We start from the raw sequence: 25009 nt of genomic DNA, 5'->3' as shown, positions 1-25009 counted from the left end.
AAGGGAGATAGAAAATGAGCAGACGAGTATTGGTGGTCGATGATGAAAAGCTGATTGTGAAAGGAATCCGGTACAGCTTAGAGCAGGACGGCATGGATGTGGACTGTGCTTATGACGGCGAGGAAGCGCTGAAGCTTGCGAAAGAAAATGCATACGATATCATTCTTCTTGACATTATGCTTCCGAAGCACGATGGATTTGAAGTGTGCCAGATGATCCGGGAGTTCTCGGATGTGCCGATCATTATGCTGACGGCAAAGGGCGATGATATGGACAAGATTCTTGGTCTGGAGTACGGAGCAGATGACTACATAACCAAACCGTTTAACATTCTGGAAGTGAAGGCGCGGATCAAAGCGATTATGCGTCGAGTGACCAAACAGGCGCAGGGACAGACGGAGGATAAGATTCTAAATAAGGGAGAGATGAAGATCGATTGTGAGAGCCGCAGAGTCTTTATTGCAGATCGGGAAATCAATCTGACGGCGAAGGAATTTGATCTTTTGGAACTTTTGGCCATGAATCCCAACAAGGTTTACAGTCGTGAGAATCTGCTGAATATCGTCTGGGGATATGAGTATCCGGGGGACGCCAGAACGGTAGACGTTCATATCCGGCGTCTGCGCGAAAAAGTAGAGACAAATCCGAGCGATCCAAAGTATGTATACACAAAGTGGGGAGTTGGTTATTATTTCAGGGGTTAGAAAGTATTTTAAGCGGAGCGAATTTAAGAGCCTCCGCTTTCGGATTATATTTCTGGTAATTCTTGCGGGGATTATTCCGGGAGTGATTCTAAAAGCGGTGGTATTGAAAAGTTATGAGAACAGGGCAGTGGATGTACGAACTGCCGATATACAGAATCAATGTACAATTCTTTGCAACCAGCTGAGTCATTCCGGTTACTTGGCGGGAACTGCATCCGAGATGATACGGGCAGAGCTTGTCCAGTTATCCAATATCTATAATGGCAGAGTGATGCTGATCGATCAGAATTATCAGGTGATAGAAGATACCTATGATATGGACCTTGGGAAAACCATCGTGTCTGGCGATGTCATCCGTTGTTTTCAGGGGAAAGGAACCAGTCGGTATGACCGGGAGAATCGCTATATTGAAGTGACGGCGCCGATTTTAAATCCAGTACAAGAAGAGCCGGCAGGTGTGATGCTGGTTAGTATTTCTACAGATATTATAGAAGACAGTCTTGCAGTATTGGAGGACAAGGCGGATACAGTGTTGATCCTGATGGGGATTATGGTGTTGATTCTGGCTTGTGTGTCAGGGTTGGTGATGGTGAAGCCGTTTAAGCGTATCACTAGTTCCATTGCAGCGGTGACGGAAGGGTATGACGATAATTATCTGCATGAAAACGCATATACGGAAACCGTACTCTTATCAGATGCATTCAATAAAATGTTGGAAAGAATGAAAGCATTGGATGACTCAAGAAACGAATTTGTGTCGAATGTATCACATGAGTTAAAAACGCCACTAACATCTATGAAGGTTTTATCAGATTCTCTTTTGACACAGCCAGATGCTCCGGCAGAGCTTTATAAAGAATTCATGGGAGATCTTTCAGAAGAAATCGAAAGAGAAAATAAGATAATCAACGATCTTTTGTCATTGGTGAAGATGGACAAAACTGCCAATACGCCTAATGTTGCGATGGAAAACATGAACGAACTGGTAGAAAAGATTTTAAAGCGTCTTCGTCCGATTGCGTCTATGCAAAATATTGAGGTGGTATTTGAGAGCTTTCGCCCTGTGAATGCAGAGGTGGATGAAGTGAAAATATCGCTGGCAATTACGAATCTGGTGGAAAATGCAATCAAATATAATAAAGAAGGCGGCTGGGTACATGTATCGCTTAATGCGGATCACAAATACTGTTATATTGAAGTGGCTGATTCCGGAATGGGAATTCCGGAGGAGTCGGTGGAACATATCTTTGAGAGATTTTACCGGGTGGACAAGTCTCATTCCAGGGAAATTGGCGGAACGGGGCTTGGACTTGCCATTGCAAGAGGCGCGGTGGTGATGCACAGGGGAGCGATTAAGGTTTATAGTCAGTTGGGAGAAGGAACCACATTTACGATCCGGATTCCACTAACCTATGTAAGATGACGGGAGGCGATAGCGTGAGCAGAAAGACAGGCAGGATGGTGTTTTGTACGGTATTTATTATGCTGATGCTGGCAGCCTGTGGAAGAGGCAAGGAGCCAGGCGGAAGCGGAACCTATCTTTATTATGTCAGTGCAGATGGGACAACGCTGGTAGAAAAGCCATATGAACTTCGAGGTGATACACCCGAAGAAGAGATGGAAAATTATTTGAAGAAGATGAAAAAAGAGCCGGAGTCTATCGATTATAAGAGTGCAGTTCCAGCCGATTTGAAGATTCAGAAAGCAGAGTTTCAAAATGGACGGATTACTATAGATTTTGATGCAGATTACACCAAACTTGATTCTTCTCAGGAGCTGCTTCTTCGTGCAGCGCTTGTGCGGGGACTTGGGCAGATTGCAGGAGTGACAGGAGTGGAAATTCTGGTGGCGGGAGAGCCGCTTAAAGATCGTGGAGGAGAGCCAGTTGGCGCCATGCGTCCGGAAGACTTTATTCAGAATATCGGAAGCTCCCTTCACTCCTATCAGATGGGTGATCTAACGCTTTATTTTGCAAATGAAAAGGGAGATAAGCTGGTGAGAGAAGAGGTCAGTGTCCGCTATAACAGTAATATGTCGATTGAGAAGGTGATTGTGGAGCAGTTGATCAAAGGACCGGCATCCGAAGGGGCTTATCCACTTCTTTCGGAGGAGACGAATGTACTGGGAGTCTCTGTTAAAGATCACATTTGCTATGTCAATCTGGATGAAGATTTTCTGAACAATACTTGTCCGGTAGATCCCAGACTTACCATTTATGCAATTGTAAATTCGATTGTAGGTGCAGGAAATGTAAGTGAAGTGCAGATCTCTGTGAAAGGGGAGACGGATCTGAAGTATATGAGCAGCATTGATTTAAGCAAGCCTCTTTCTGGTGATCTGACACTGGTGGAGGGCAATGAATGAAAAACAGACCTCTTTGCAGCGTGTGTCTGATTCTTCTTCTTGCAGCAGTGATCCGGGTAGTCGTCGGAGGGGAGCGCCTAGTTTTAGAGCTTCGCCCCTCCGCTTTAGAATGTCTGGTGAGGGACAAAGAAGCGATTACCGTGAGGGGGCGGCTTATCCGGATCGAAGAAAAAAGCAATGGTCAGATGCTGACGCTGATAGATAATTCTATAAAATCTAAAAAAGCCTCTTTTCAGGAGAAGGCGATTCTTATTTATCTTGATTCTAAAAATTCAGAAGAGATTTCAATCAAACATAATTCATCAGAGGAAATTCCATCGAAAGAATTACATCTTGGCAATCAGCTAGAGGTGAAAGGAGAAGTATCTTTCTATCAAAATGCAAGAAATCCGGGTAATTTTGATCAAAAGCGATATTATCAAACGCAGAATATTCATGGTATGGTCTGGGGGAAATCCTGTTCTATTGTCTCCGATGACAGATGGAGACTTAGAGATTCCCTTTTTCATTTCAGGACTCTGTGGAAAAAGAAGATGGAAGTTATGATGGGGGAAAAGGATGGAGCGACGCTTGCGGCGATGATATTGGGGGAGAAGAGTGGAATGGATCCGGAGCAAAAAGAACTGTACCAGATAAATGGAATCGGTCATATTCTCGCTGTTTCTGGTCTCCATCTGTCCTTGATCGGGATTGGGATGTACCGGATTCTTCGCAGTCTGACAGGTTCTTATCAGATAGGAGGGGTAGCGGGAATTCTATTTTTGTTCGGTTACATTTTGATGATAGGTCCGACGGTGTCGGCGGTTCGGGCGCTTGTGATGTTTTTGTTTCGGGTAGGAGCGGATATCACCGGAAGGCATTATGACTCGGTCACTGCATTGGTGGTGTCGGCGGTGTGTGTTCTCTACTGGCGTCCGCTGTATCTGTATGATGGAGGATTCTGGCTGTCCTTTGGAGCCGTCTTTGCTGTGGTATTTGTGCTCCCGGTTTTGGAGAAATTTTTTCTCACTGACAGGAGAGTGTTTGTGAAAGGTTTTTTAGCAAGTGCTGGAATTCAGATCGTCCTTCTTCCGATTCAGCTTTCCTGTTTCTTTGAGCTTCCTGTCTATGCGGTTTTGCTGAACCTGTATGTGATCCCTCTGATGTCGGTTCTTTTGGTAGTTGGGATTTTTGGAAGTGTGTTTGCATTTTTGGGAACGGTGGTATTTCCGGCTGCAAAGCTGTGCTTTGGAATCAGCAGTGGCATTTTGGAGCTTTATGAAGAAAGCTGCAGACTGGCGCTTGGGTTTCCTGGAGCACGGGTGATAGCCGGGCAGCCACCCGGATGGAAAATTATAGCATACTATGTAGTTTTGTTTGCTGCTTTAGGGTGGATGAAAAGAAAGAATCTGCAAAGCGATAAGAGAAAACCACGAAAAAAAGAACGGAAACAAGAAGACTTTAAAGCGAAGAGCATAGGGTGTGTACGGAGGATGATTGGCGGGCTGTCTTTGTTTCTATTAGCTGCATTTTTATTGTTCCCAGAAAAAACTCAGGGTTTCTGTGTTACTTTTTTGGATGTGGGTCAGGGAGACGGTATTTTCCTTCGAGGACCGGATGGGACTACCTATCTGGCAGACGGCGGAAGCAGTGACGTGAAGCAGGTAGGAAAATACCGGATTGAGCCATTTTTAAAGGCGCAGGGATGCGGCAAGCTTGATTATGTGTTTGTATCCCATGGAGATCAGGATCATTTGAATGGCATTTCAGAATTAATTGAGAGGAGGCGGATTGGCGTGAAGATTGGCACGCTGGTTCTTCCCGTGCGGGAAGTGTGGGACGAAGCGCTTCTGAATCTGGCATGGCAGGCGCAAAAGGCGGGAATTACAGTTGCAGAGATGAAACCGGGACAAAAAGTTACAGAAGGCGAGCTGGAAATTGTCTGCATTCAGCCGGAGAAAGAGAGACGTCTGGAGCAGGGGAATGCTGCGTCGATGGTTCTTGCAGTTACATACGGAGAATTTGACCTTCTGCTTACAGGAGATGTGGAGAAAGAAGGAGAGGAACTTCTGACGGAGCAGATGAAAAGATTCTATGGGAATAAGACGCTGGATGTGTTGAAGGCAGCGCACCATGGATCCGGAAATTCTTCGGCGAAAGAATTCCTGGAAACAGTATCGCCCAAATATGCAGTGATCTCTGCCGGAGTAAAAAACCGTTATGGACATCCGCATAAGGAGGCGCTTCGAAGATTAAAGGAAAGCGGCAGTATTATTTACAGTACACAGACGGGCGGCGCTATCAGCGTTTGGTCAGACGGGAAAAGAATGTGTTTTTATTATCCGGGCAAAGGTGTTGAATTTACGTGAATTTTTCCGTATACTTTTAAGAAGAATTAGGATGTGGTGAAAAGTTTGGAAGAAGGAAGGTTGAAAGGAATGACTTATGAAGAAATGTTGAAGAATGCAAAAACTTGTATGGGGCCGTACTGCAAAGCCTGTCCGGTATGCAATGGAAAAGCCTGTACAAATCAGATGCCGGGACCGGGAGCTAAGGGAACTGGTACAGTGGCGGTTCGCAATTACGATAAATGGCAGGAAATACGCGTGAATATGGATACAATCTGCGAGAATCGTCCGGTGGATACGACACTGGAATTGTTCGGAAGAAGCTTTCGGTATCCGATTTTTGCGGCTCCGATCGGGGCGTTAAAGCTTCATTATGGAGATAAATATGACGATCAGGCCTACAATGATATTCTGGTGTCCGCCTGTGCGGATGCAGGGATTGCAGCCTTTACGGGAGATGGAACGAATCCGGATGTAATGATGGCAGCTACCAATGCGATCAAAGTAAAGGATGGGCAGGGAATTCCAACGGTGAAACCGTGGGATATAAACACGCTGAAAGAAAAACTGGCGCTGATACAAGCTTCCGGCTCCTTTGCGGTAGCTATGGATATTGATGCAGCAGGCCTTCCGTTTTTGCAGAATTTAACGCCGCCGGCTGGAAGCAAATCGGTAGAAGAGCTAACAGAGATTGTAAAGGCAGCAGGAGTGCCGTTCATTGTGAAGGGGATTATGACGCCAGCGGGAGCAAGAAAAGCAAAGAGTGCGGGAGCTTCTGCGATTGTAGTGTCTAATCACGGCGGCCGCGTATTGGATCAATGTCCGGCGACGGCAGAAGTATTGGAGGAGATTGTAAAGGCAGCAGGCCATGAAATGAAGATTCTGGTGGATGGTGGAATCCGTTCCGGTGTGGATATCTTTAAGGCACTGGCGCTTGGTGCAGACGGTGTATTGATTGGAAGACCTTATGTGACGGCTGTATATGGCGGTGGAGCAGAAGGCGTGGAAGTTTATACCAGGAAGCTGGCAGCAGAGCTTCGGGATACGATGGCGATGTGCGGAGCGCATTCGCTGGCAGAGATTTCTCACGATATGGTCAGAGTTTAAGGAAAAGAAGAAAAAACGGTAGGGATGACACAGATATGAAAAGTTTAAATGAAGATATTAAGACCGGACAGTGGAAGCCGGTCTATCTTCTCTGCGGAGAGGAAGCTTATCTGAAAAAACAGTATAAAGATCGGATTACCAAGGCGATTCTTCCAGAAGGAGATACGGTGAATTATGCGTATTATGAAGGAAAAGGGATCAATCCGGGTGAACTGATTGACCTGGCAGAAACCATGCCGTTTTTTGCAGAGCGGCGTCTGATTGTGGTGGAAAATTCCGGATTTTTTAAAAATGCTTCTCCGGAGCTTGCGGAGTATATCAAAACCATGCCGGAAACTGCTTGCTTTCTCTTTGTTGAGCAGGAAGTAGACAAGCGGGGAAAGATGTATAAAGCGGTAAAAAGTAAAGGCCGGATTACGGAGATGGGGCGTCAGGATGAGAAGACGCTTCTTTACTGGCTTGCCTCCCAGGTAAAACGGGAAGGAAGGCAGATCAAGGAGTCTACAGCCAAGTATCTGCTGGCTAAGACAGGAACAGATATGGAGAATCTTGAGAAAGAATTGGAGAAGCTGTTTTCCTATACTATGGGACAGACGGAGATTACCGTAGAGGATGTAGAGGAGATCTGTACCAGCCAGGTGACAAATCAGATTTTTGTCATGGTGGAAGCGGTTGCAGAGAAGAAGCAGAAGAAGGCATTGGAACTTTACTATGATCTGTTGTCGTTAAAGGAGCCGCCTATGCGGATCCTCTATTTGTTGACAAGGCAGTTTCGGCTGCTTCTTCAGGTGAAAGATTTGTTGGAAAAAGGTCAGACGAAGGCTCAGATTGCAAGTACGGCAGGAATTCATCCTTTCGTGGCGGGAAAATATATGCAGCAATGCAAGAGCTTTTCTAAAAAGGAGCTAAGAAGCATTATGGAAGAGGCGGCAGAGACAGAGCATATGGTGAAAACAGGCCGCCTAAGCGACCGGATGAGTGTGGAACTTTTCATTGTAAAATATAGTTCTGTGTGATATATTGTACGAGTAAAAGATTAAAATTATTAGCTAAGGGGAAGAAGTAAGTGGCAGGAATAGATCAGAGTAAAATTCGTAATTTTTGTATTATTGCACATATTGACCACGGCAAATCCACACTGGCGGACCGGATTATTGAGATGACGGGATTGTTAACCAGTCGGGAAATGCAGTCGCAGGTATTGGATAATATGGAACTGGAACGGGAGCGGGGAATTACCATTAAAGCGCAAACCGTTCGTATTGTATATCGGGCAAAAGATGGAGAAGAGTATATCTTCAATCTGATTGATACGCCTGGACATGTGGATTTTAATTATGAAGTGTCTCGAAGTCTTGCGGCCTGTGACGGAGCCATCCTGGTGGTGGATGCGGCGCAGGGAGTGGAAGCACAGACGCTGGCAAATGTTTATTTGGCTCTGGATCACGATTTGGATGTGATGCCGGTGATTAATAAAGTAGATCTTCCAAGTGCAGATCCGGACCGTGTAATTGAAGAAATTGAAGATGTGATTGGAATTGAGGCGGTGGATGCACCGCAGATTTCCGCAAAGACAGGGTTAAATGTCGATCAGGTGCTGGAGCAGATCGTGGAGAAGATCCCAGCTCCGACAGGAGACAAAGAGGCTCCGTTGAAAGCGTTGATTTTTGATTCACTTTATGATTCTTATAAAGGTGTCATTGTGTTTTGCCGAATTAAGGAAGGAACGGTGAAAAAGGGTACGCCAATCCTGATGATGGCAACAGGAGCAAAGGCGGAAGTTGTAGAAGTTGGTTATTTTGGAGCCGGTCAGTTTATTCCTTGTGAGGAGTTATCTGCAGGTATGGTTGGTTATATTACAGCGAGCCTTAAGAATGTTAAGGATACGCGGGTGGGTGATACCATTACCAATGCACAGCAGCCTTGTAAAGAACCGCTTCCGGGATACAAGAAAGTTAATCCGATGGTGTACTGCGGAATGTATCCGGCAGACGGGGCAAAGTATCCGGACTTAAGAGATGCATTGGAAAAACTGCAGTTAAACGATGCGTCACTTCAGTTTGAGCCGGAGACCTCCATTGCACTGGGATTCGGATTTAGATGTGGGTTCCTGGGGCTTCTTCATCTGGAAATTATTCAGGAACGTCTGGAGAGAGAATACAATCTGGATTTGGTGACAACAGCGCCGGGAGTTATTTATAAGGTGCATAAGACCAATGGAGAGGTCATAGAGCTGACCAATCCATCTAATCTTCCAGATCCGTCTGAGATTGAATACATGGAAGAACCGATGGTAAAGGCGGAGATTATGGTAACATCAGAATTTATCGGCGCCATTATGGATCTTTGTCAGGAGCGAAGAGGTGTCTATGAAGGAATGGAATATATTGAGGAGACCCGTGCGGTGCTTCGCTATCATCTTCCACTGAATGAAATTATCTATGATTTCTTTGATGCACTGAAATCTCGGTCCAGAGGATACGCTTCCTTTGATTATGAGATGGACGGTTATGTACAGTCAGAATTGGTGAAGCTTGATATCCTGATCAATAAAGAAGAGGTGGATGCGCTGTCCTTTATTGTGCATGAGGGAACAGCATACGAGCGCGGACGTAAGATGTGTGAGAAACTGAAAGAAGAGATTCCAAGACAGCTCTTTGAGATTCCGATTCAGGCAGCAATCGGAAGTAAGATTATCGCCAGAGAGACGGTAAAGGCAATGAGAAAGGATGTCCTTGCCAAGTGTTACGGCGGTGATATCAGCCGTAAGAGAAAGCTTTTAGAGAAGCAGAAAGAAGGAAAGAAGCGGATGAGACAGGTCGGCAATGTCGAGATTCCGCAGAAGGCATTTATGAGCGTTTTGAAGCTGGATGATAAATAATGAAACCATTAGAATTGTATTTGCATATACCATTTTGTATACAAAAGTGTAATTATTGCGATTTCCTTTCGGCTCCCTCCTGTGCGGGGGAGCGAAAGGTCTATGTAGAAAGCCTTTGTCAGAAGATCCGTTCCTATAAAGATCTGGCAAAGGCTTATCATGTTGTCAGTATTTTTGTAGGAGGCGGGACGCCGTCACTGCTTCTTTCCAAACAGATAGAGCAGATTTTTGAAGCGGTAAGAGAGACTTTTGTTATTGATTCAGATGCGGAAATCAGCCTGGAGGCAAATCCGGGGACGGTAACAGAAGAGAAATTACAGGCCTATCGAAACTGCGGTATTAACCGTTTAAGTATTGGATTACAGTCGGCAAAAGATCGAGAATTAAAGCGACTGGGGAGAATTCATACATATGAAGAGTTCCTTTGGACTTACGAATTAGCCAGGAAGGCAGGCTTTTTGAATATCAATGTGGATTTGATGTCTGGAATCCCGCTGCAGACGCTGGCAGATTGGGAGGAGACGCTTCATGAAGTGGCGCGTCTTAAACCGGAGCATATCTCGGCCTACAGTCTGATTGTGGAAGAGGGAACGCCATTCTATGAACGGTATGGAAATGGAAAGCATCTGGAGGAACTCCCAGATGAGGAGACGGAACGAAAGATGTATTATCGGACGCGGGAAATCCTGGAATCTTATGGTTATCACCGCTATGAGATCTCTAATTATGCCCGTCTGGGGTATGAGTGCCGGCATAACCTAGGTTATTGGAATCGGACAGAGTATCTGGGAATAGGAACTGGAGCAGCCTCTCTGATACGAGAGGAGCGCTGGAATGAGGGAGAGATTCCGGAAAAATTAGATAGAAAAGCGCAGATGGAAGAGACCATGTTTTTGGGGCTTCGGACGATGAAGGGGGTTTCCAAGGCAGAGTTTGCAAAGACATATCAGCGGACTATGGAGTCTGTGTACGGGAAGGTGTTGGAAGAAATGCAGAAAAAAGGTCTCCTTTTGGTAGGGGAAGACCAGGTTTGCCTGACCGATGCGGGCATCGATGTCAGCAACTATGTGATGAGCGAATTTCTCCTGTAAGCGAATGATTTCTAGCGCTTTTTAGTATAGAAAAGATTCTTATAATTTGAGGAGGATTCCTGCGACAGCTCCGGCAAGGATCCACACGATAGGATGAAGTTTTTGCAGCCGTTTCCACTGCAGAAGCAGAACGAACAGAATACAGAGCATAATACTGGTCAGATCTGGAAGGGTCTGGCCATTTTCTGTGGTGGTGACCATGGTGATTTGAAGCAGCTCCCAGACGGCGTATCCTATCAGGGCGGCGACTGTTGGGCGGATTCCGTAAAAAACAGCCTGTACCGTTTGGTTTTCACTGAAATTTTCCAGGAATTTTGCGATTAGTATAATAATGATCAGCGCCGGAGCGGTAAGTGCAAGAGTAGCAATCAGTGCACCGGGAATTCCGGCGGCATGGTATCCGGCGAAGGTGGCCATATTGACACCTAGAGGACCGGGGGTACTTTCGCTGATGGCTGCCATATCAGCTACCTGAGCAATAGTAAACCAGTCGTGTTTTCCAGCTAAATCCATCAGAAAGGGCAGAGTTGCCATTCCGCCGCCGATAGAAAAGAGTCCGATTTTAAAGAATTCGTATGCCAATGTGAAATAAATCATGGGGTATGCCTCCTTTTGAAGTGTTGTCCGATGATACCGCATCCTCCGGCAAGAAGGATAATAATGGCTGTGGGAAGGGGCGTAAAGCAGGCAAGAAGGAAAGAGCTTAGAAAGAGCACGCCGCCTAACTTATCAACGATTCCTTTTTTGGCCAGACGAAAGACGGTATTTAACATCAACGCACAGACGACAATCCGAATCCCGGAAAGAGCGTGAATGACAAGGGGGAGTTGTAAAAAATTCTGAAGAACAGATGCGATTAAGCAGATAATCAGAATGGAAGGAGAGATAACTCCAAGGGTTCCGGCAATGCTGCCGCCAATTCCTGCCTGCCGATAACCGACATAGGTGGCAGTGTTGACGGCGATTACGCCTGGGGTACATTGTCCGATGGCATACATGTCCATAATTTCTTCTTCTGTACACCATTTTCTCTGTTCGACCACTTCCTTCTGTAAAAGAGGAAGCATGGCGAGGCCTCCGCCAAAGAGCAGACTTCCGATTTTAAAAAAGCTGACATAGAGTTCAGAAAATTTTCTAAATTTCATAAGAGTTCTCCTGTTTACAAGAGTGTAGACATGACCAGTGCGTAAATTTCCTGGTTTTTCATTGTCCAATTGTTTACAATGGTTTCTGCCTCTGCTTCTGTAGGTACGGTGACGGTCAGATCAATCAGCGAGCTGTCCTGTTCAATGACCTGGCAGCGTACGGCATATTCGGTGTTTGGCGTACGGTAGTAATCGGCTTTCACAGCAACCTCATTTTTTAATTCGTAGCGTTTTTCCTTCAGAAAGGTATCGATATCCTGCTGAATTGCCGGAGAGATATCATTTTTGAAGAAATGGATGGTCTCTGCGCCTTCCTCCGTCAGATGATAGAAGGTTCGGCTGTGAGTTGCTTCTTCCCGGATAAATCCAGATTCCAGAAGCTCAGAGATTGCTTGCTGAAGTTTAAAATAAGTAGTGTATCCTTCATCCAGTATAAACTCTGAAATCTGGGAATTTGTCAGAGGGAAGTCCACTTTACTCAGCATATAGAGTATGATTAATTTATAAAGTTTAAATGAATTGGCCATTCTTACAAATCCTTTCCTTGCCAGATGTCATGGCGTTTGAAATAAGCCTGCATCTGGTTGAGTACCTGACGTTTGTTCCCGGTCCAAAGGGGAGCAATCAGGAGTTGTTTGGGGCCGTCACCGGTTAATCGGTGGACGACGATGTCAGGACGCAGATGCGTCAGTTGCTCCGCCAGTATAGAAAAATAAGTTTCCATATCTGGAAGAGGAAACGGGTGTCTCTCATAATAGTCTGCAAGATCAGTATCTTTCAGTATATGGAGAAGCTGAAACTTGATGCCCTGGATATCCTGGGTATTTAAATAATTGACTGTTTGAAGCATTTGCTTTCGGCTTTCTCCCGGCAGTCCGAGAATGGTATGAACGATGACTGTAATTCCGGCATTTCTAAGATCGTGGATAGCGCGTTCAAAAACAGGCAGATCGTAGCCTCTTCGGATAAAACGAGCGGTATCTTCGTGGATGGTCTGCAGTCCTAATTCAACCCAGATGGGTTTGAGTGCCGCAAGCTCCTTTAAAAGACTGATAACGTCAGGACTTAGACAGTCCGGGCGGGTAGCAATGGACAGAATCCGAATATTCGGATTCTGGATTGCTTCGGTGAAAATTTGTCTCAGGTACGCAGCAGGGGCGTAAGTATTCGTATACGCCTGAAAATAGGCAATATAGGAGTTGCCGGTATATTTGCGGGCTGCCTGCTGCTTTCCGGTTTCAATCTGCTCTGTGATGGAAAGCGTTTTGGAGGCGGCGAAGTCGCCGGAACCGCCCTTACTGCAAAAGATGCAGCCACGGGTACCAAGCGTACCATCGCGGTTGGGGCAGGTCATGCCGCCATCCAAAGAGATCTTATACAGTTTCTCGCCATAGGTTTTTCTTAGATGGTAGTTAAGAGAATGATATCTTTTTTCGTCCCAATAGACTGCCATATTAGATACGTTCCTTTACTGCCTGACTGACTACGTCAGCAACACGAGGGTCAAAGGCTTCCGGAAGAATATGTTCTTCATTTAAGTCGTCTTCCGGTACAAGGTCTGCGATGGCCTGCGCTGTTGCAAGCTTCATCTCTTCTGTGATCTGGGAAGCTCGTCCTTCCAGTGCACCTTTGAAGATGCCAGGGAAGGCAACGACATTATTGACCTGATTTGGAAAGTCGGAGCGTCCGGTTCCGACAATTCTGGCGCCTGCGGCCTTGGCAAGATCCGGCATGATTTCCGGAACCGGGTTTGCCATAGCAAAGAGGATGGCATCCTGATTCATGGAAGCAACCATCTCTGAAGTGACGATGCCGGGGGCAGATACACCGACGAAGATGTCGGCGCCTACGAGTGCATCGGCGAGCGTTCCTGTTCGTCCTTCCAGATTGGTGACCTCAGCCATTTTCTGCTGCATCCAATTCAGGTTCGGAGAAGCCTTGCTGATGATGCCATTGATATCACACATGGTGATTTCTTTAAAGCCGTAGGTTAAGAGCAGTTTTGTAATGGCAATTCCGGCGCTTCCAGCTCCGTTGACTACAACTTTGGAAGTCTCTTTTGATTTGCCGGTGACCTTCAATGCATTGATAATACCGGCAAGAACGACGATGGCTGTTCCGTGTTGGTCATCATGGAAGACAGGGATATTAAGGAGTTCTTTTAAGCGTTCTTCAATCTCAAAGCAGCGGGGCGCGCTGATATCTTCCAAATTAATACCGCCAAATGCCGGGGCGATATTAACCACTGTTTGGATAATTTCTTCGGTATCCTGTGTGTCAAGACAGATAGGAACCGCGTTGACCCCGCCGAATTCTTTGAATAGAACGGCCTTTCCTTCCATGACAGGCATTGCGGCAAGGGCGCCGATATTGCCAAGACCAAGAACTGCGCTTCCATCGGATATGACGGCCACGGTATTGGCTTTCATAGTGTAAGTGTAGGCTGCTTCTTTGTCCTTTGCAATGACTTTACATGGCTCGGCAACGCCTGGTGTATAGGCGATTGCAAGATCCTCGCGGGAGTGGACGTGTGATTTGGCTGTTGTTTCAATCTTTCCATTCCACTCTTCATGCATCTTGAGTGCTTTTTCATTTGTTGTCATAGGAATACCACCTTCTTTTATCAAATTTTGAATTGTTACCTTATTAAATGTGAAACGAATCACTGTTTATAATCATACCATTCATAGAGATGCAAATCAATAAAGTTTCGATTAAAAAAAGGACTGTTGCAAAAGAACAGCCCTTTTTATGGAAAATTAAATAGCATGCAATGTTTAATTTTTGGTTCAATGCCGTTAGGCGTGCATTGTGCGAACAACTGCAAAATGCTCTTTTTCATGGCGGCTCTTTTCTGTGCTTTCATTGCAGATCAGAGCTGTTCTGATTTCATGAATTCTTTCTCCAATGATATATGCAAGAAACCCTGCGAATGCAATAGATACAATAACTAATACGCTTGACATTTGTATTCCCTCCAAAACATGTTAAACTTTTAACTTTTATTTTTACGTTAAATATTGTATCATTAGAAGAAATTTGTGTAAATTGACAATTTGACAAAAAAATAACAAGAATTTCATTGGTCTTTCAAAAGATTGCATAATGTGATAGAATGGTGAAAGATGGATCTTGATATAATAAGGAGTGCGGAAAATGGGAAAGTTATATGATGTTACCGCTATGGGCGAAATGCTGATTGATTTTACACAAAATGGACAAAGCGGGCAGGGGAATCAGCTGTTTGAAGCATGTCCGGGAGGAGCGCCATGTAATGTGCTTGCAATGCTGAATAAATTAGGAAGAAAGACCGCTTTTATCGGCAAGGTTGGAGATGACCAGTTTGGGCGCCTTTTGAAAAGAACCATTGAGGATTTAGGCGTGGAGAGCAGAGGACTTATACTGGATCAGGATATTCATACTACGCTGGCATTCGTACATACACTTTCGGATGGAGACCGGGAATTTTCTTTTTATAGGAAGCCGGGAGCAGATATGATGCTGATGAAAGAAGAGGTGGATTATGATTTGATCCGCCAGTCCAAAATCTTTCATTTTGGAACGCTTTCCATGACGGACGAGCCGGCAAGAACAGCGACAGAGAAGGCGCTTGAGACGGCAAGGGAGGAAGGGTGCCTGATTACCTTTGATCCCAATCTTCGGCCTCCGCTTTGGTCTTCCATGGAGGATGCGAAAAAGCAGATGGAATTTGGATTTGGATATTGTGATATATTAAAAATTTCGGATAATGAGATCCAGTTTGTGTCGGGGATGGAAGACTATGACGATGGAATCCGCTATCTGCAGAAGAAGTATCAGATTCCTTTGATCTTCCTGACGATGGGAAAGGAAGGAAGCCGTGCCTATTATCGGAATCTGCGGGTTGAAAGACCGGGATTTTCCGTAAAGACTGTTGAGACGACGGGAGCCGGCGATACGTTCTTTGGGTGTGCTATCCATGGAGTTTTAGAATATGGTCTTGATAAGCTTGATGAGCAGAAATTGGGACAGATTCTGACTTACGCAAATGGTGGAGCAGCATTGATTACCACGAAAAAAGGAGCTATTCGCTCCATGCCGGAACCGGAAGATATTATGAAATTATTAGGGGAACAGTAGGATTATGAGATTACGCAGAATGCTGGCCGTATGGGCGGCAAAACTTACAGAAAAAATAAGCGTCCACATTTTTCACCGACAGGGAGTAACGTGGGCAGGAAAGATTGCACTTCAGATCTGTCCGTCTATTTTGAAAGAGTTGGCGGGACAGGTAAAAAAAGATATTTATATTGTGTGTGGAACGAATGGAAAGACGACGACAAACAATATGCTTTGCGCGGCGCTTCAAAAAGAAGGGTATCGGGTTGTCTGCAATCACACGGGCTCTAATATGTTAAATGGAGTCGTGGCAGCGTTTGTTCTTAGCGCAGGAATTGGAGGAAATTTAAAGGCGGATTATGCTTGTATTGAGGTTGATGAGGCGTCTACAAGAAGGGTGTTTCCGCACTTTAAGCCGGATTATATGGTGCTGACCAATCTCTTCCGTGACCAGCTTGACCGGTATGGAGAGATTGATATTACCATGAATATTTTAAAAGAAGTGATGCAGTCAGCGCCGAAGATGAAAGTGATTGTCAATGGCGATGATGCTCTGTCGGCATATCTTGCTATGGAGAGCGGCAATGAATTTATCACTTATGGAATCAGTGAGAAGGTGATTGATGATAAGGATTCACGCGAGATTCGGGAAGGAAGATTCTGCAAACAATGTGGAGAGCCGCTTATGTATCACTTTTATCATTACAGCCAGCTGGGAGACTATGAATGTACAGGATGTGACTTTAAAAGACCAAAGATTCAGTACGATGCCTCCGAAATTGAGGTGGGGGATCATCTTTCTTTTACAGTGGAAGGCCGGAGAATCCGTGCAAATTACAGAGGATTCTATAATGTATATAATATTCTTGCGGCTTATGCGGCTGCCAGAACAGGAGGGCTTGAGCTGACAGGATTTAATGAGATGCTTGCAGCTTTTAATCCGGAGAACGGACGGATGGAACAGTTCCAGATTCAGGATACGAAAATCATGCTGAATCTTGCCAAGAATCCGGCGGGATTTAATCAGAATATTTCTGCGGTGATGCAGGACGAAAAAGAGAAGGATATTATAATTGTGATCAATGATAATGCGCAGGACGGAATTGATGTGTCCTGGCTGTGGGATGTGGATTTTGATCGTTTTAAGGATGCGAATATCCATTCTGTTACCGTCAGCGGAATCCGCTGCTATGATATGGGACTTCGCTTGAAATATGTGGAAATTCCATCTAAAGTGGAAACGGATGTGGAAACGGCGATTCGTGAATGTGTGAAGAATGGATGCGGCAATTTGTATTTGCTGGTTAACTATACGGCATTGTTTTCAACCAGAAATGTATTGAAGAAGATGGAGGCAGAGAAGTAATGGGACGGACAGATAGGAAAATTACGATTGGGCATCTCTATCCGGATCTTTTGAACCTGTATGGAGACAGGGGGAATATTGCCTGCATGGAACAGCGCTGCAGATGGCGTGGAATTGATGCAGAGACGATCGAATTTAATACCGGAGATGTCATTGATTTCTCCAAGCTTGATATTGTGCTGCTTGGAGGAGGTTCTGACCGGGAGCAGGCTATCGTATGTAAGAATCTTCTGGAGATTAGAGAGGATTTTCAGCAGTATGTGGAAGACGGAGGCGTCGTGATTGCTGTGTGCGGCGGATATCAGCTGCTGGGGAAATATTATAAGACAGAAGAGGGTATGATTGAAGGGCTGAACCTTGTTGATATTTATACAGAACAGGGGAACGGACGCTTGATTGACAACATTATTTTAAAGAGTGATTTGGCCAAGATGCCGGTAGTGGGATTTGAGAATCACGGAGGACGAACCTTCTTAAATGGAAATCAGCCGTTTGGCAAGGTCCTTTATGGACATGGAAACGATGGAAAGAGCGGATACGAGGGAGTGGTTTACAAGAATGTAATCGGGACTTATCTGCATGGACCGCTGCTTCCGAAAAATCCGCAGATTTGTGATTATCTGATTCAGAAAGCGCTAGAGAGAAAGTATGGTCCGGTAACGCTAGAAGAACTTGACGACAGTCAGGAACAGGCGGCAAATGAAAGTATCTGCCGAAGATATTTGAAAGAATAAACAGTTAGTGTTTTTCGTTGTCGCGAAGCTGTAAAAGGTAGAGATATTCCTTGAGATCTTTTCTGGAGCGGGCGGACAGTTTGTGATAACTGTCGAGAAGGTTCTGATCTTCAAAAGGAAGAATGCAGGAGGGATGGAGCGTAACGTTGATTTCTTCACCTTCGTCCAAAAGGTAATCTACGGAAACCTGAAACAAAGAGGCAAGCGTTGTCAGTTTTTCGTGAGAGGGCTGACGGTTCTTTGTTTCATAACCTGCAATGGTGGAGCGCGCCACATTCATATACTTAGCCACAGATTCCTGTGTCATATCGTGTTCAAGTCGTAATGATTTCAATTTCTGTGCAAAAGACATGAATGTTACCTCCCTGAATTAGTATTTTGGTATATTTTACCAACTTAGATGATAAAGAACATAAAAAGTGTCGAATATCAACAAAATGTTGCGACTAGGTTCCTTGCCGAAACAAAATGGAACATTGTCGTGAAAACAAAAGGACTAGAAAAAGAAATGAGGGGGGGAAAACAATGAGACAGGAACGGTTTAAGATGGAGAGGGAAGGGCTGGTCACAGAAGGGCAAGAAGTGGAAATCAGTGAGAGAAGTGCAGTGACCGGACAGTATACTTACCTGGTAGAACCATCTATTGCGATGTCTGGAATTTATCGGACCAGCGAGCGAATCAAGGCAAGAACGGGGATTATTCGTCGGATTGAAAAGACGGAGAAAGGGTTTTATCTGGTGGTTGAGGTGACGGAGTAAGAGACAGATAGTTTTTCGTTGACACTGTGTCAAAAAGCACCTATAATTTGGAATGAAACAAAACGAGCAGTTCAAGTATGAAGCGTTGAGAGGAATGACATAAATGATAGTAGCAAAAAATGATGAAGCAAAGAGAAGTAAGTTGTGGAGAATTACCTTTTTGGTATCTACAGCGTTGATTATTCTGATTGCTGTCTATATCCTGACTAAGATGTTTACCACGAACCCATTGGAGGGGAACTGGATCGGAGAAGACGGAAGATATAATCTGAAGGTAAAGAGTAAGGGGACTGTGGTGGTGACAATACCGGAGATCGCAGAGGAAACCAGTGTGGAGGTTGTACTTCCTTATTCTATCGATAAGGAAAACAAGACGGTGACGATCAAGATGGATGAGGAAGAACTTAATCGTCTGGCGGAAAAATCAGACGGTCAGTATACAACGGAAACACTTCAGAATGCACTTGCCCCGATTGTAACTTCTTTTGACTACAGTGTGGAGCAGGAACGGCTGACTCTGGTAGAACGAGAGTACGGGGAACAGTTGACATTTATACAAGAGTAATATAGGCAGACCCTCTATTGTCACACCAGGCTGTCCGGGCAGGGTGACGGATAGAGGGGCTTTTTTTAAGAGAAAGGATGTAAGGAAATGATGCGAAGAGACGAGACGAAACAGATACAGATTGGCAGTGTAACGATTGGTGGAGGAAATCCGGTGGCAATCCAGTCTATGACGAATACGAAGACGGAGGATGTGCAGGCGACAGTGGCGCAGATTTTGGCACTTGAAAAGGCTGGATGCGAGATCATCCGCTGTGCTGTCCCTACGATGGAGGCAGCGGAGGCGCTTCGTGAGATTAAGAAAGAAATTCATATTCCGCTGGTGGCCGATATTCATTTTGATTATCGGCTGGCAATTGCGGCGATTGAGAACGGGGCGGACAAGATTCGGATAAACCCCGGAAACATTGGAAGCAGAGACAGAATCCAGGCCGTAGTCGATAAGGCTAAGGAATATCAGGTTCCGATTCGTGTCGGTGTAAACAGTGGGTCTCTAGAGAAGGAATTAGTGGAAAAATATGGCAAAGTGACGGCGGAAGGGCTGGTAGAAAGTGCCCTTGATAAGGTACGCCTGATTGAAGAGATGGGCTATGATAAGCTGGTAGTCAGTATCAAGTCTTCCGATGTACTGATGTGTGTCAGGGCGCATGAGCTGATTGCAGATGTGTGTCCATATCCTCTGCATGTGGGAATCACCGAGTCCGGGACAGTGACGGCAGGAAATATTAAGTCTTCCATAGGTTTGGGGCTGATTTTGCATCAGGGAATCGGAGATACCATCCGGGTATCTTTAACGGGGGATCCGGTGGAGGAAATTCGTTCTGCGAAATTGATCTTAAAGACGCTGGGACTTCGGAAAGGTGGAATTGAAGTGGTATCCTGCCCGACTTGCGGACGAACGAAGATAGATCTTATCGGTTTGGCAAATCAGGTGGAACAGATGGTAGAGGATATTCCGCTGGATATTAAGGTGGCAGTAATGGGCTGTGTGGTGAACGGCCCGGGAGAGGCAAAGGAAGCCGATATTGGAATCGCCGGAGGAATCGGAGAAGGCCTTCTGATTAAGAAGGGTGAGATTGTGAAGAAGGTAAAAGAAGAAGAATTATTAGAAACACTTAGGCAGGAGTTGTTGCACTGGAATGAGTAAACCGTTTTTTGAAGTATTTCCAACATTAAAAATGAATGAAGAACTTAGGATGCTGTTGGAGAGCGTGGAGGTCTTAAAGGTTGCGACCAATTCATCCCGGGAGTTTATCCGGGTGCATTTGCGAAGCAGACACTTGATTCAGAAAAAAGAGATTTATGATCTAGAAAAAAGAATCAAGGATCAGATGTTTGCGAGAAGTCTGATTCGGATTGAAGTACAGGATCAGTATGAACTGTCGGAGCAGTATACGCCAGAGAACCTGATGGAACTTTATTGGGATAGTTTCCTTTTAGAGCTGGATGACCGCAGTGTCGTAGAGCGAAATATGCTGCAGAGCGGAACCTATGAGTTCGAGGAGGAAAATATTCTCTGCCTGACACTGACCGATACCATTGTGGCCAGAGGGAAGAAGGAGTCTTTGGTAGGGTATTTGACGGACGTGTTTCAAAACCGGTTCGGACGTCCTGTTGAAATTCGCGTCAAGTATCAGGAAGCGAAGGAGAGCAGTCTGAAGCATAATGAGGTAAGGCTTCAGCAAGAAATAGACGCTATTTGTGAACATGCAGCTTCTGTGCAGGAAGAAAAGGCTAGAAAGCAGGAAGAAAAAGAAGCAAAGCAGGAGAAAAAAGAGGCGGCAAAGGGAGGAGCGAAAGCGGCGGTATCCGGGGAAACAAACGGCAAAAAGGCATTTTATGGAAGAGGAAAACGAGACGGATATGGCTTTGGAAAACGAAGTTCTGATGATCCAAATCTGGTGTATGGACGAGACTTTGAAGAGGAAGCGATTGAACTTCGTCAGGTAGTGACAGAGATGGGCGAGATTACCATCCGTGGAAAGGTAATCAGTTTCGATACCCGTGAGATTCGAAATGAGAAGACAATCGTTATGTATGCAGTGACAGACTTTACGGATACCATCATGGTGAAAATGTTCGTGCGTAACGACCAGCTTGCGGATATCCTTGCGGATGTGAAGAAGGGGGCATTCCTTAAAATCAAAGGAGTGACTACCCTTGATAAATTTGACGGGGAGCTGACGATTGGTTCTGTCACGGGAATTAAAAAGATTAGTGATTTTACGGAATCCAGAAATGATACGTCGCCGGAGAAGAGAGTGGAGCTTCACTGTCATACAAAGATGAGTGATATGGACGGCGTTTCCGAGGTGCAGAATCTGGTGAGAAGAGCCCATGACTGGGGACATAAGGCGATTGCCATCACGGATCATGGAGTGGTTCAGTCCTTCCCGGATGCCAATCATTATATTGAAGGCCTTGATAAGGACGATCCGTTCAAGGTGATTTACGGAGTAGAAGGGTATCTGGTAGACGATCTGACTGACGTGGCAGTGAATGAGAAGGGGCAGATGCTGGATGATACCTATGTGGTTTTCGATTTAGAGACGACAGGTTTTAGTCCGATTAAAGATAAAATTATTGAAATCGGAGCGGTGAAAGTGGAGCGGGGCAAGATTACAGAGCGCTTTAGTACTTTTGTCAATCCGAAGGTTCCGATACCGTTCCAGATCACACAGCTGACCAGTATTACTGATCAGATGGTGATGGATGCGCCGGATATTGAGACGGTACTTCCTAAGTTTCTTGCCTTTGTAGGCGATGCGGTTTTGGTGGCTCATAATGCATCCTTCGATGTGGGATTTATTGAACAAAATTGTCGGTATCAGGATAGGATACCTGATTTCACATCGGTGGATACGGTTGCGATGGCACGGATTTTATTGCCGACACTTTCAAAGTTCAAACTGAACGTGGTGGCAAATGCGCTGCATATTTCTCTGGAGAATCATCATCGGGCGGTGGACGATGCAGGAGCAACAGCAGAGATTTTTGTGAAGTTTGTAGAGATGCTTCGTGATCGGAATGTGGACAGCCTGCGCAAGTTAAATCAGTTTGGAGCTCACAATGCAAATGCAGTGCGTAAGCTTCCGACTTATCATGTCATTATTCTTGCCTGCAATGAGGTAGGAAGGGTGAATCTCTATACGTTGATTTCCAAGTCCCATTTGGAATATTACGCGCATCGTCCCAGGATTCCAAAGAGTGAATTGTCCAAATACCGGGAAGGGCTTTTAGTGGGAAGTGCCTGTGAGGCAGGAGAACTCTATCAGGCGCTGTTAAATGAAAAGTCGGATGAGCGGGTTGCCAAAATTGTAAACTTCTATGATTATCTGGAGATTCAGCCCGTGGGAAACAACCGGTTTATGATTGCCAGCGATCGTGTGGGAAATGTGAACAGTGAGGAAGATATTCGAAATCTGAATCGGAAGATTGTACAGCTGGGAGAAAAATTCGGAAAGCCGGTAGTGGGTACCTGTGACGTACATTTTATGGATCCGGAGGACGAAGTGTACCGTCGGATTATTATGGCAGGAAAAGGATTTGGAGACGCGGATGATCAGGCGCCTCTTTACTTCCGGACGACGGAGGAGATGCTGGAGGAATTTGAGTATTTGGGATCTGCAAAGGCGAGAGAGATTGTAATTGATAACCCCAATCGAATTGCAGATATGGTGGAAAAGATTACGCCGATTCGGCCGGATAAATGCCCGCCGGTGATTCCGGATTCGGACAAACAGTTAAGAGAGATCTGTTATAATAAGGCGCATTCCATGTATGGAGAGAATTTACCGGAGGTGGTAACAGAGCGGTTGGAGCGAGAGCTGAATTCGATTATTTCCAATGGGTTCGCCGTAATGTATATCATTGCCCAAAAGCTGGTGTGGAAGTCCAATGAGGATGGGTATCTGGTTGGTTCCCGAGGTTCTGTCGGATCTTCCTTTGTCGCGACTATGGCGGGAATTACAGAGGTAAATCCGCTGAGCCCGCATTATTATTGTAAAAAATGTCATTACAGTGATTTTGAATCGGATGAGGTAAGAGCTTATGCAGGCGGCTGCGGATGGGATATGCCGGATAAGGCATGTCCGGTCTGTGGGGAACCTTTGGTGAAAGACGGATTTGACATTCCGTTTGAGACATTCCTGGGATTTAAAGGAAATAAGGAGCCGGATATCGACTTGAATTTCTCTGGAGATTATCAGAGTAATGCACATAAATATACGGAGGTTATTTTTGGAGCCGGTCAGACTTACCGTGCCGGAACCATTGGAACACTGGCGGATAAGACGGCATTTGGATATGTAAAGAACTATTATGAGGAGCGCGGACAGGGAAAACGAAACTGTGAAATTGACCGGATTGTACAAGGATGTACTGGAATTAGAAGAAGTACCGGTCAGCATCCTGGAGGAATTATCGTACTTCCGCTGGGAGAAGAAATTAATTCGTTTACACCTGTGCAGCATCCGGCTAATGATACGCAGACGGACATTATTACAACTCACTTTGATTACCATTCCATTGATCATAACCTGCTGAAGCTGGATATTCTGGGGCATGATGATCCGACCATGATTAAGACGCTGGAAGAATACATTAGTTCTCCTGCTATGGATAATGAGTATAATGAGACGGATCATAAGTTCGTGGCAACGGATATTCCGCTGGATGATCAGGATGTAATGGCGTTGTTTCATGGGACGGAAGTCCTGGGAATCAAGCCGGACGATATTGGAGGATGTCCGGTAGGATGTCTGGGAATCCCGGAATTTGGTACGGATTTTGTTATTCAGATGGTTGTGGATACAAAACCGCAAACCTTGTCAGATCTAATACGTATTTCGGGTCTTTCTCATGGAACAGACGTATGGCTTAATAATGCCCAGGAACTGATCCGAAGCGGGAAGGCCACCATTTCTACAGCGATTTGTACGCGAGATGATATTATGACATATTTGATTAATAAAGGACTGGACAGTGAGGAATCCTTTACCATTATGGAGCGTGTCCGAAAGGGAACGGTGGCGAAGGGAAAATGTAAAGAGTGGCCGGAATTTAAGAAGGATATGGCAGAACATGATGTGCCGGACTGGTACATTTGGTCTTGCGAAAAGATCAAGTACATGTTCCCCAAAGCCCACGCAGCAGCTTATGTTATGATGGCGTATCGGATTGCTTACTGTAAAATTAATTATCCGCTTGCTTATTACGGAGCTTATTTTGGGATTCGTGCGGATGCATTTTCTTATGAAATTATGTGTCAGGGCAAGGAGAAGTTACAGTACTATATCGATGATTATAATCGAAGATCAGCGACCTTAAGTAAGAAGGAACAGGACACAATGAAGGATATGCATATTGTTCAGGAGATGTATGCCAGAGGATATGAATTCCTGCCGATTGATATCTACCGTGCAAAGGCAACCAAGTTCCAGATTATTGACGGAAAGTTGATGCCTCCTTTTTCCAGTATTGATGGTATGGGAGAAAAGGCGGCGGAAGCAGTGGAAGAGGCAGCCAAAGATGGTCCATATTTATCCCGAGATGATTTTAGGCAGCGAACGAAAGCAAGTAAGACGGTGATTGACTATATGGGGGATCTGGGACTTTTGGGAGATCTTCCGGAGTCCAATCAGTTATCGTTGTTTGATTTTTGATTATTACATATACGTTTGGCAGTTTGTGATACTGGATTATCCGCGTGATGCCGCTTTTCCTATCTTTTCAAAAAAGCATTTCAAAAAACTCAAGCATCTTTTTCAAAGCGGCTTGAGTTTTTTGAAATTTTATCTTATACTTAGCCTATCAAAGAATTCTATTTTGATGATTCTGATATCATTTATGACGATTCGGTCAGAGAATA

General features: G+C 45.1%; 22 protein-coding genes. 15 read left to right on the top strand and 7 right to left on the bottom strand.

The window, feature by feature from the left end; genetic code table 11:
* The first annotated feature begins 14 nt into the window (after positions 1–14).
* The 8 genes from C0979_RS08885 to hemW all read left to right on the top strand — a co-directional run bounded on the left by C0979_RS08885 (position 15) and on the right by hemW (position 10474).
* Positions 15–704 (top strand): response regulator transcription factor, encoded by a 690-nt coding sequence (locus C0979_RS08885; protein WP_101695624.1) that lies wholly within the window; start codon positions 15–17, stop codon positions 702–704.
* On the top strand, positions 661–2127 hold the full coding sequence (locus C0979_RS08880) for an ATP-binding protein (RefSeq protein ID WP_101695623.1): 1467 nt from the start codon (positions 661–663) through the stop codon (positions 2125–2127). The genes C0979_RS08885 and C0979_RS08880 overlap by 44 nt, the downstream gene beginning before the upstream one ends.
* Before the next feature lie 14 nt (positions 2128–2141).
* Positions 2142–3068, top strand: a complete 927-nt coding sequence (locus C0979_RS08875; RefSeq protein ID WP_242962677.1) for a GerMN domain-containing protein — start codon at positions 2142–2144, stop codon at positions 3066–3068.
* Positions 3065–5416 carry a DNA internalization-related competence protein ComEC/Rec2 gene (locus tag C0979_RS08870; RefSeq protein ID WP_101695622.1) on the top strand — a complete coding sequence of 784 codons (2352 nt, stop codon included), beginning with the start codon at positions 3065–3067 and terminating at the stop codon, positions 5414–5416. Before C0979_RS08875 ends, C0979_RS08870 begins: the two co-directional genes overlap by 4 nt.
* 69 nt (positions 5417–5485) lie before the next feature.
* Positions 5486–6502, top strand: coding sequence for an alpha-hydroxy-acid oxidizing protein (locus C0979_RS08865; RefSeq protein ID WP_101695686.1), 1017 nt, complete (start codon positions 5486–5488; stop codon positions 6500–6502).
* 35 nt (positions 6503–6537) lie between these two features.
* Entirely contained in the window at positions 6538–7518 is a 981-nt protein-coding gene (holA, locus tag C0979_RS08860; RefSeq protein WP_101695621.1) for a DNA polymerase III subunit delta, read from the top strand.
* Between the two features lie 50 nt (positions 7519–7568).
* Complete coding sequence (lepA, locus tag C0979_RS08855; RefSeq protein WP_101695620.1) at positions 7569–9383, top strand: translation elongation factor 4; 1815 nt, start codon at positions 7569–7571, stop codon at positions 9381–9383.
* Entirely contained in the window at positions 9383–10474 is a 1092-nt protein-coding gene (gene hemW / locus C0979_RS08850) for a radical SAM family heme chaperone HemW (RefSeq protein ID WP_101695619.1), read from the top strand. Before lepA ends, hemW begins: the two co-directional genes overlap by 1 nt.
* A gap of 39 nt (positions 10475–10513) precedes the next feature.
* Here the strand turns inward: hemW and C0979_RS08845 are convergent, their stop codons facing one another.
* The 6 genes from C0979_RS08845 to C0979_RS11885 all read right to left on the bottom strand — a co-directional run bounded on the left by C0979_RS08845 (position 10514) and on the right by C0979_RS11885 (position 14585).
* The gene (locus tag C0979_RS08845) at positions 10514–11071 is read right to left on the bottom strand and encodes a chromate transporter (protein ID WP_101695618.1); all 558 of its coding nucleotides are present in this window, start codon (positions 11069–11071) and stop codon (positions 10514–10516) included.
* Entirely contained in the window at positions 11068–11619 is a 552-nt protein-coding gene (locus C0979_RS08840; RefSeq protein WP_101695617.1) for a chromate transporter, read from the bottom strand. The genes C0979_RS08845 and C0979_RS08840 overlap by 4 nt, the downstream gene beginning before the upstream one ends.
* Positions 11620–11633: 14 nt before the next feature.
* Positions 11634–12146 carry a DUF4364 family protein gene (locus C0979_RS08835; protein ID WP_101695616.1) on the bottom strand — a complete coding sequence of 171 codons (513 nt, stop codon included), beginning with the start codon at positions 12144–12146 and terminating at the stop codon, positions 11634–11636.
* A gap of 2 nt (positions 12147–12148) precedes the next feature.
* Entirely contained in the window at positions 12149–13072 is a 924-nt protein-coding gene (locus C0979_RS08830; RefSeq protein ID WP_101695615.1) for a tRNA modification radical SAM protein MnmL/YtqA, read from the bottom strand.
* 1 nt (position 13073) lies between these two features.
* Positions 13074–14222 carry an NAD(P)-dependent malic enzyme gene (locus tag C0979_RS08825; RefSeq protein ID WP_101695614.1) on the bottom strand — a complete coding sequence of 383 codons (1149 nt, stop codon included), beginning with the start codon at positions 14220–14222 and terminating at the stop codon, positions 13074–13076.
* Positions 14223–14417: 195 nt separating this feature from the next.
* Positions 14418–14585, bottom strand: a complete 168-nt coding sequence (locus C0979_RS11885) for a hypothetical protein (RefSeq protein WP_159459870.1) — start codon at positions 14583–14585, stop codon at positions 14418–14420.
* 190 nt (positions 14586–14775) lie between these two features.
* Here C0979_RS11885 and C0979_RS08820 point away from each other — a divergent pair, with 190 nt between their 5' ends.
* The 3 genes from C0979_RS08820 to C0979_RS08810 are packed head-to-tail and all read left to right on the top strand — an operon-like array spanning position 14776 to position 17817.
* Positions 14776–15738 (top strand): carbohydrate kinase family protein, encoded by a 963-nt coding sequence (locus tag C0979_RS08820; RefSeq protein WP_101695613.1) that lies wholly within the window; start codon positions 14776–14778, stop codon positions 15736–15738.
* 4 nt (positions 15739–15742) lie between these two features.
* Positions 15743–17083, top strand: a complete 1341-nt coding sequence (locus C0979_RS08815) for a MurT ligase domain-containing protein (RefSeq protein ID WP_101695612.1) — start codon at positions 15743–15745, stop codon at positions 17081–17083.
* Entirely contained in the window at positions 17083–17817 is a 735-nt protein-coding gene (locus C0979_RS08810; RefSeq protein WP_101695611.1) for a type 1 glutamine amidotransferase, read from the top strand. Before C0979_RS08815 ends, C0979_RS08810 begins: the two co-directional genes overlap by 1 nt.
* 4 nt (positions 17818–17821) lie before the next feature.
* Here C0979_RS08810 and C0979_RS08805 read toward each other — a convergent pair whose 3' ends face one another.
* Positions 17822–18169, bottom strand: a complete 348-nt coding sequence (locus tag C0979_RS08805) for a helix-turn-helix domain-containing protein (RefSeq protein ID WP_101695610.1) — start codon at positions 18167–18169, stop codon at positions 17822–17824.
* Positions 18170–18342: 173 nt separating this feature from the next.
* Here C0979_RS08805 and C0979_RS08800 point away from each other — a divergent pair, with 173 nt between their 5' ends.
* The 4 genes from C0979_RS08800 (at position 18343) to C0979_RS08785 (ending at position 24803) form a co-directional block, all read left to right on the top strand.
* Complete coding sequence (locus tag C0979_RS08800; protein WP_101695609.1) at positions 18343–18576, top strand: hypothetical protein; 234 nt, start codon at positions 18343–18345, stop codon at positions 18574–18576.
* A 103-nt stretch (positions 18577–18679) separates the two neighbouring features.
* Positions 18680–19141, top strand: a complete 462-nt coding sequence (locus tag C0979_RS08795) for a hypothetical protein (protein WP_101695608.1) — start codon at positions 18680–18682, stop codon at positions 19139–19141.
* A gap of 90 nt (positions 19142–19231) precedes the next feature.
* Positions 19232–20287 carry a flavodoxin-dependent (E)-4-hydroxy-3-methylbut-2-enyl-diphosphate synthase gene (gene ispG / locus C0979_RS08790; RefSeq protein WP_101695685.1) on the top strand — a complete coding sequence of 352 codons (1056 nt, stop codon included), beginning with the start codon at positions 19232–19234 and terminating at the stop codon, positions 20285–20287.
* On the top strand, positions 20280–24803 hold the full coding sequence (locus tag C0979_RS08785; protein ID WP_101695607.1) for a PolC-type DNA polymerase III: 4524 nt from the start codon (positions 20280–20282) through the stop codon (positions 24801–24803). The genes ispG and C0979_RS08785 overlap by 8 nt, the downstream gene beginning before the upstream one ends.
* The last annotated feature ends 206 nt before the right edge of the window (positions 24804–25009 follow it).

Origin of the sequence: Dorea phocaeensis (genome assembly GCF_900240315.1) — a bacterium.
Taxonomy (GTDB): Bacteria; Bacillota; Clostridia; order Lachnospirales; family Lachnospiraceae; genus Dorea_B; species Dorea_B phocaeensis.
The sequence above is the reverse complement of the archived record's forward strand: the minus strand, read 5'-3'. Positions and strand labels throughout refer to the sequence as shown.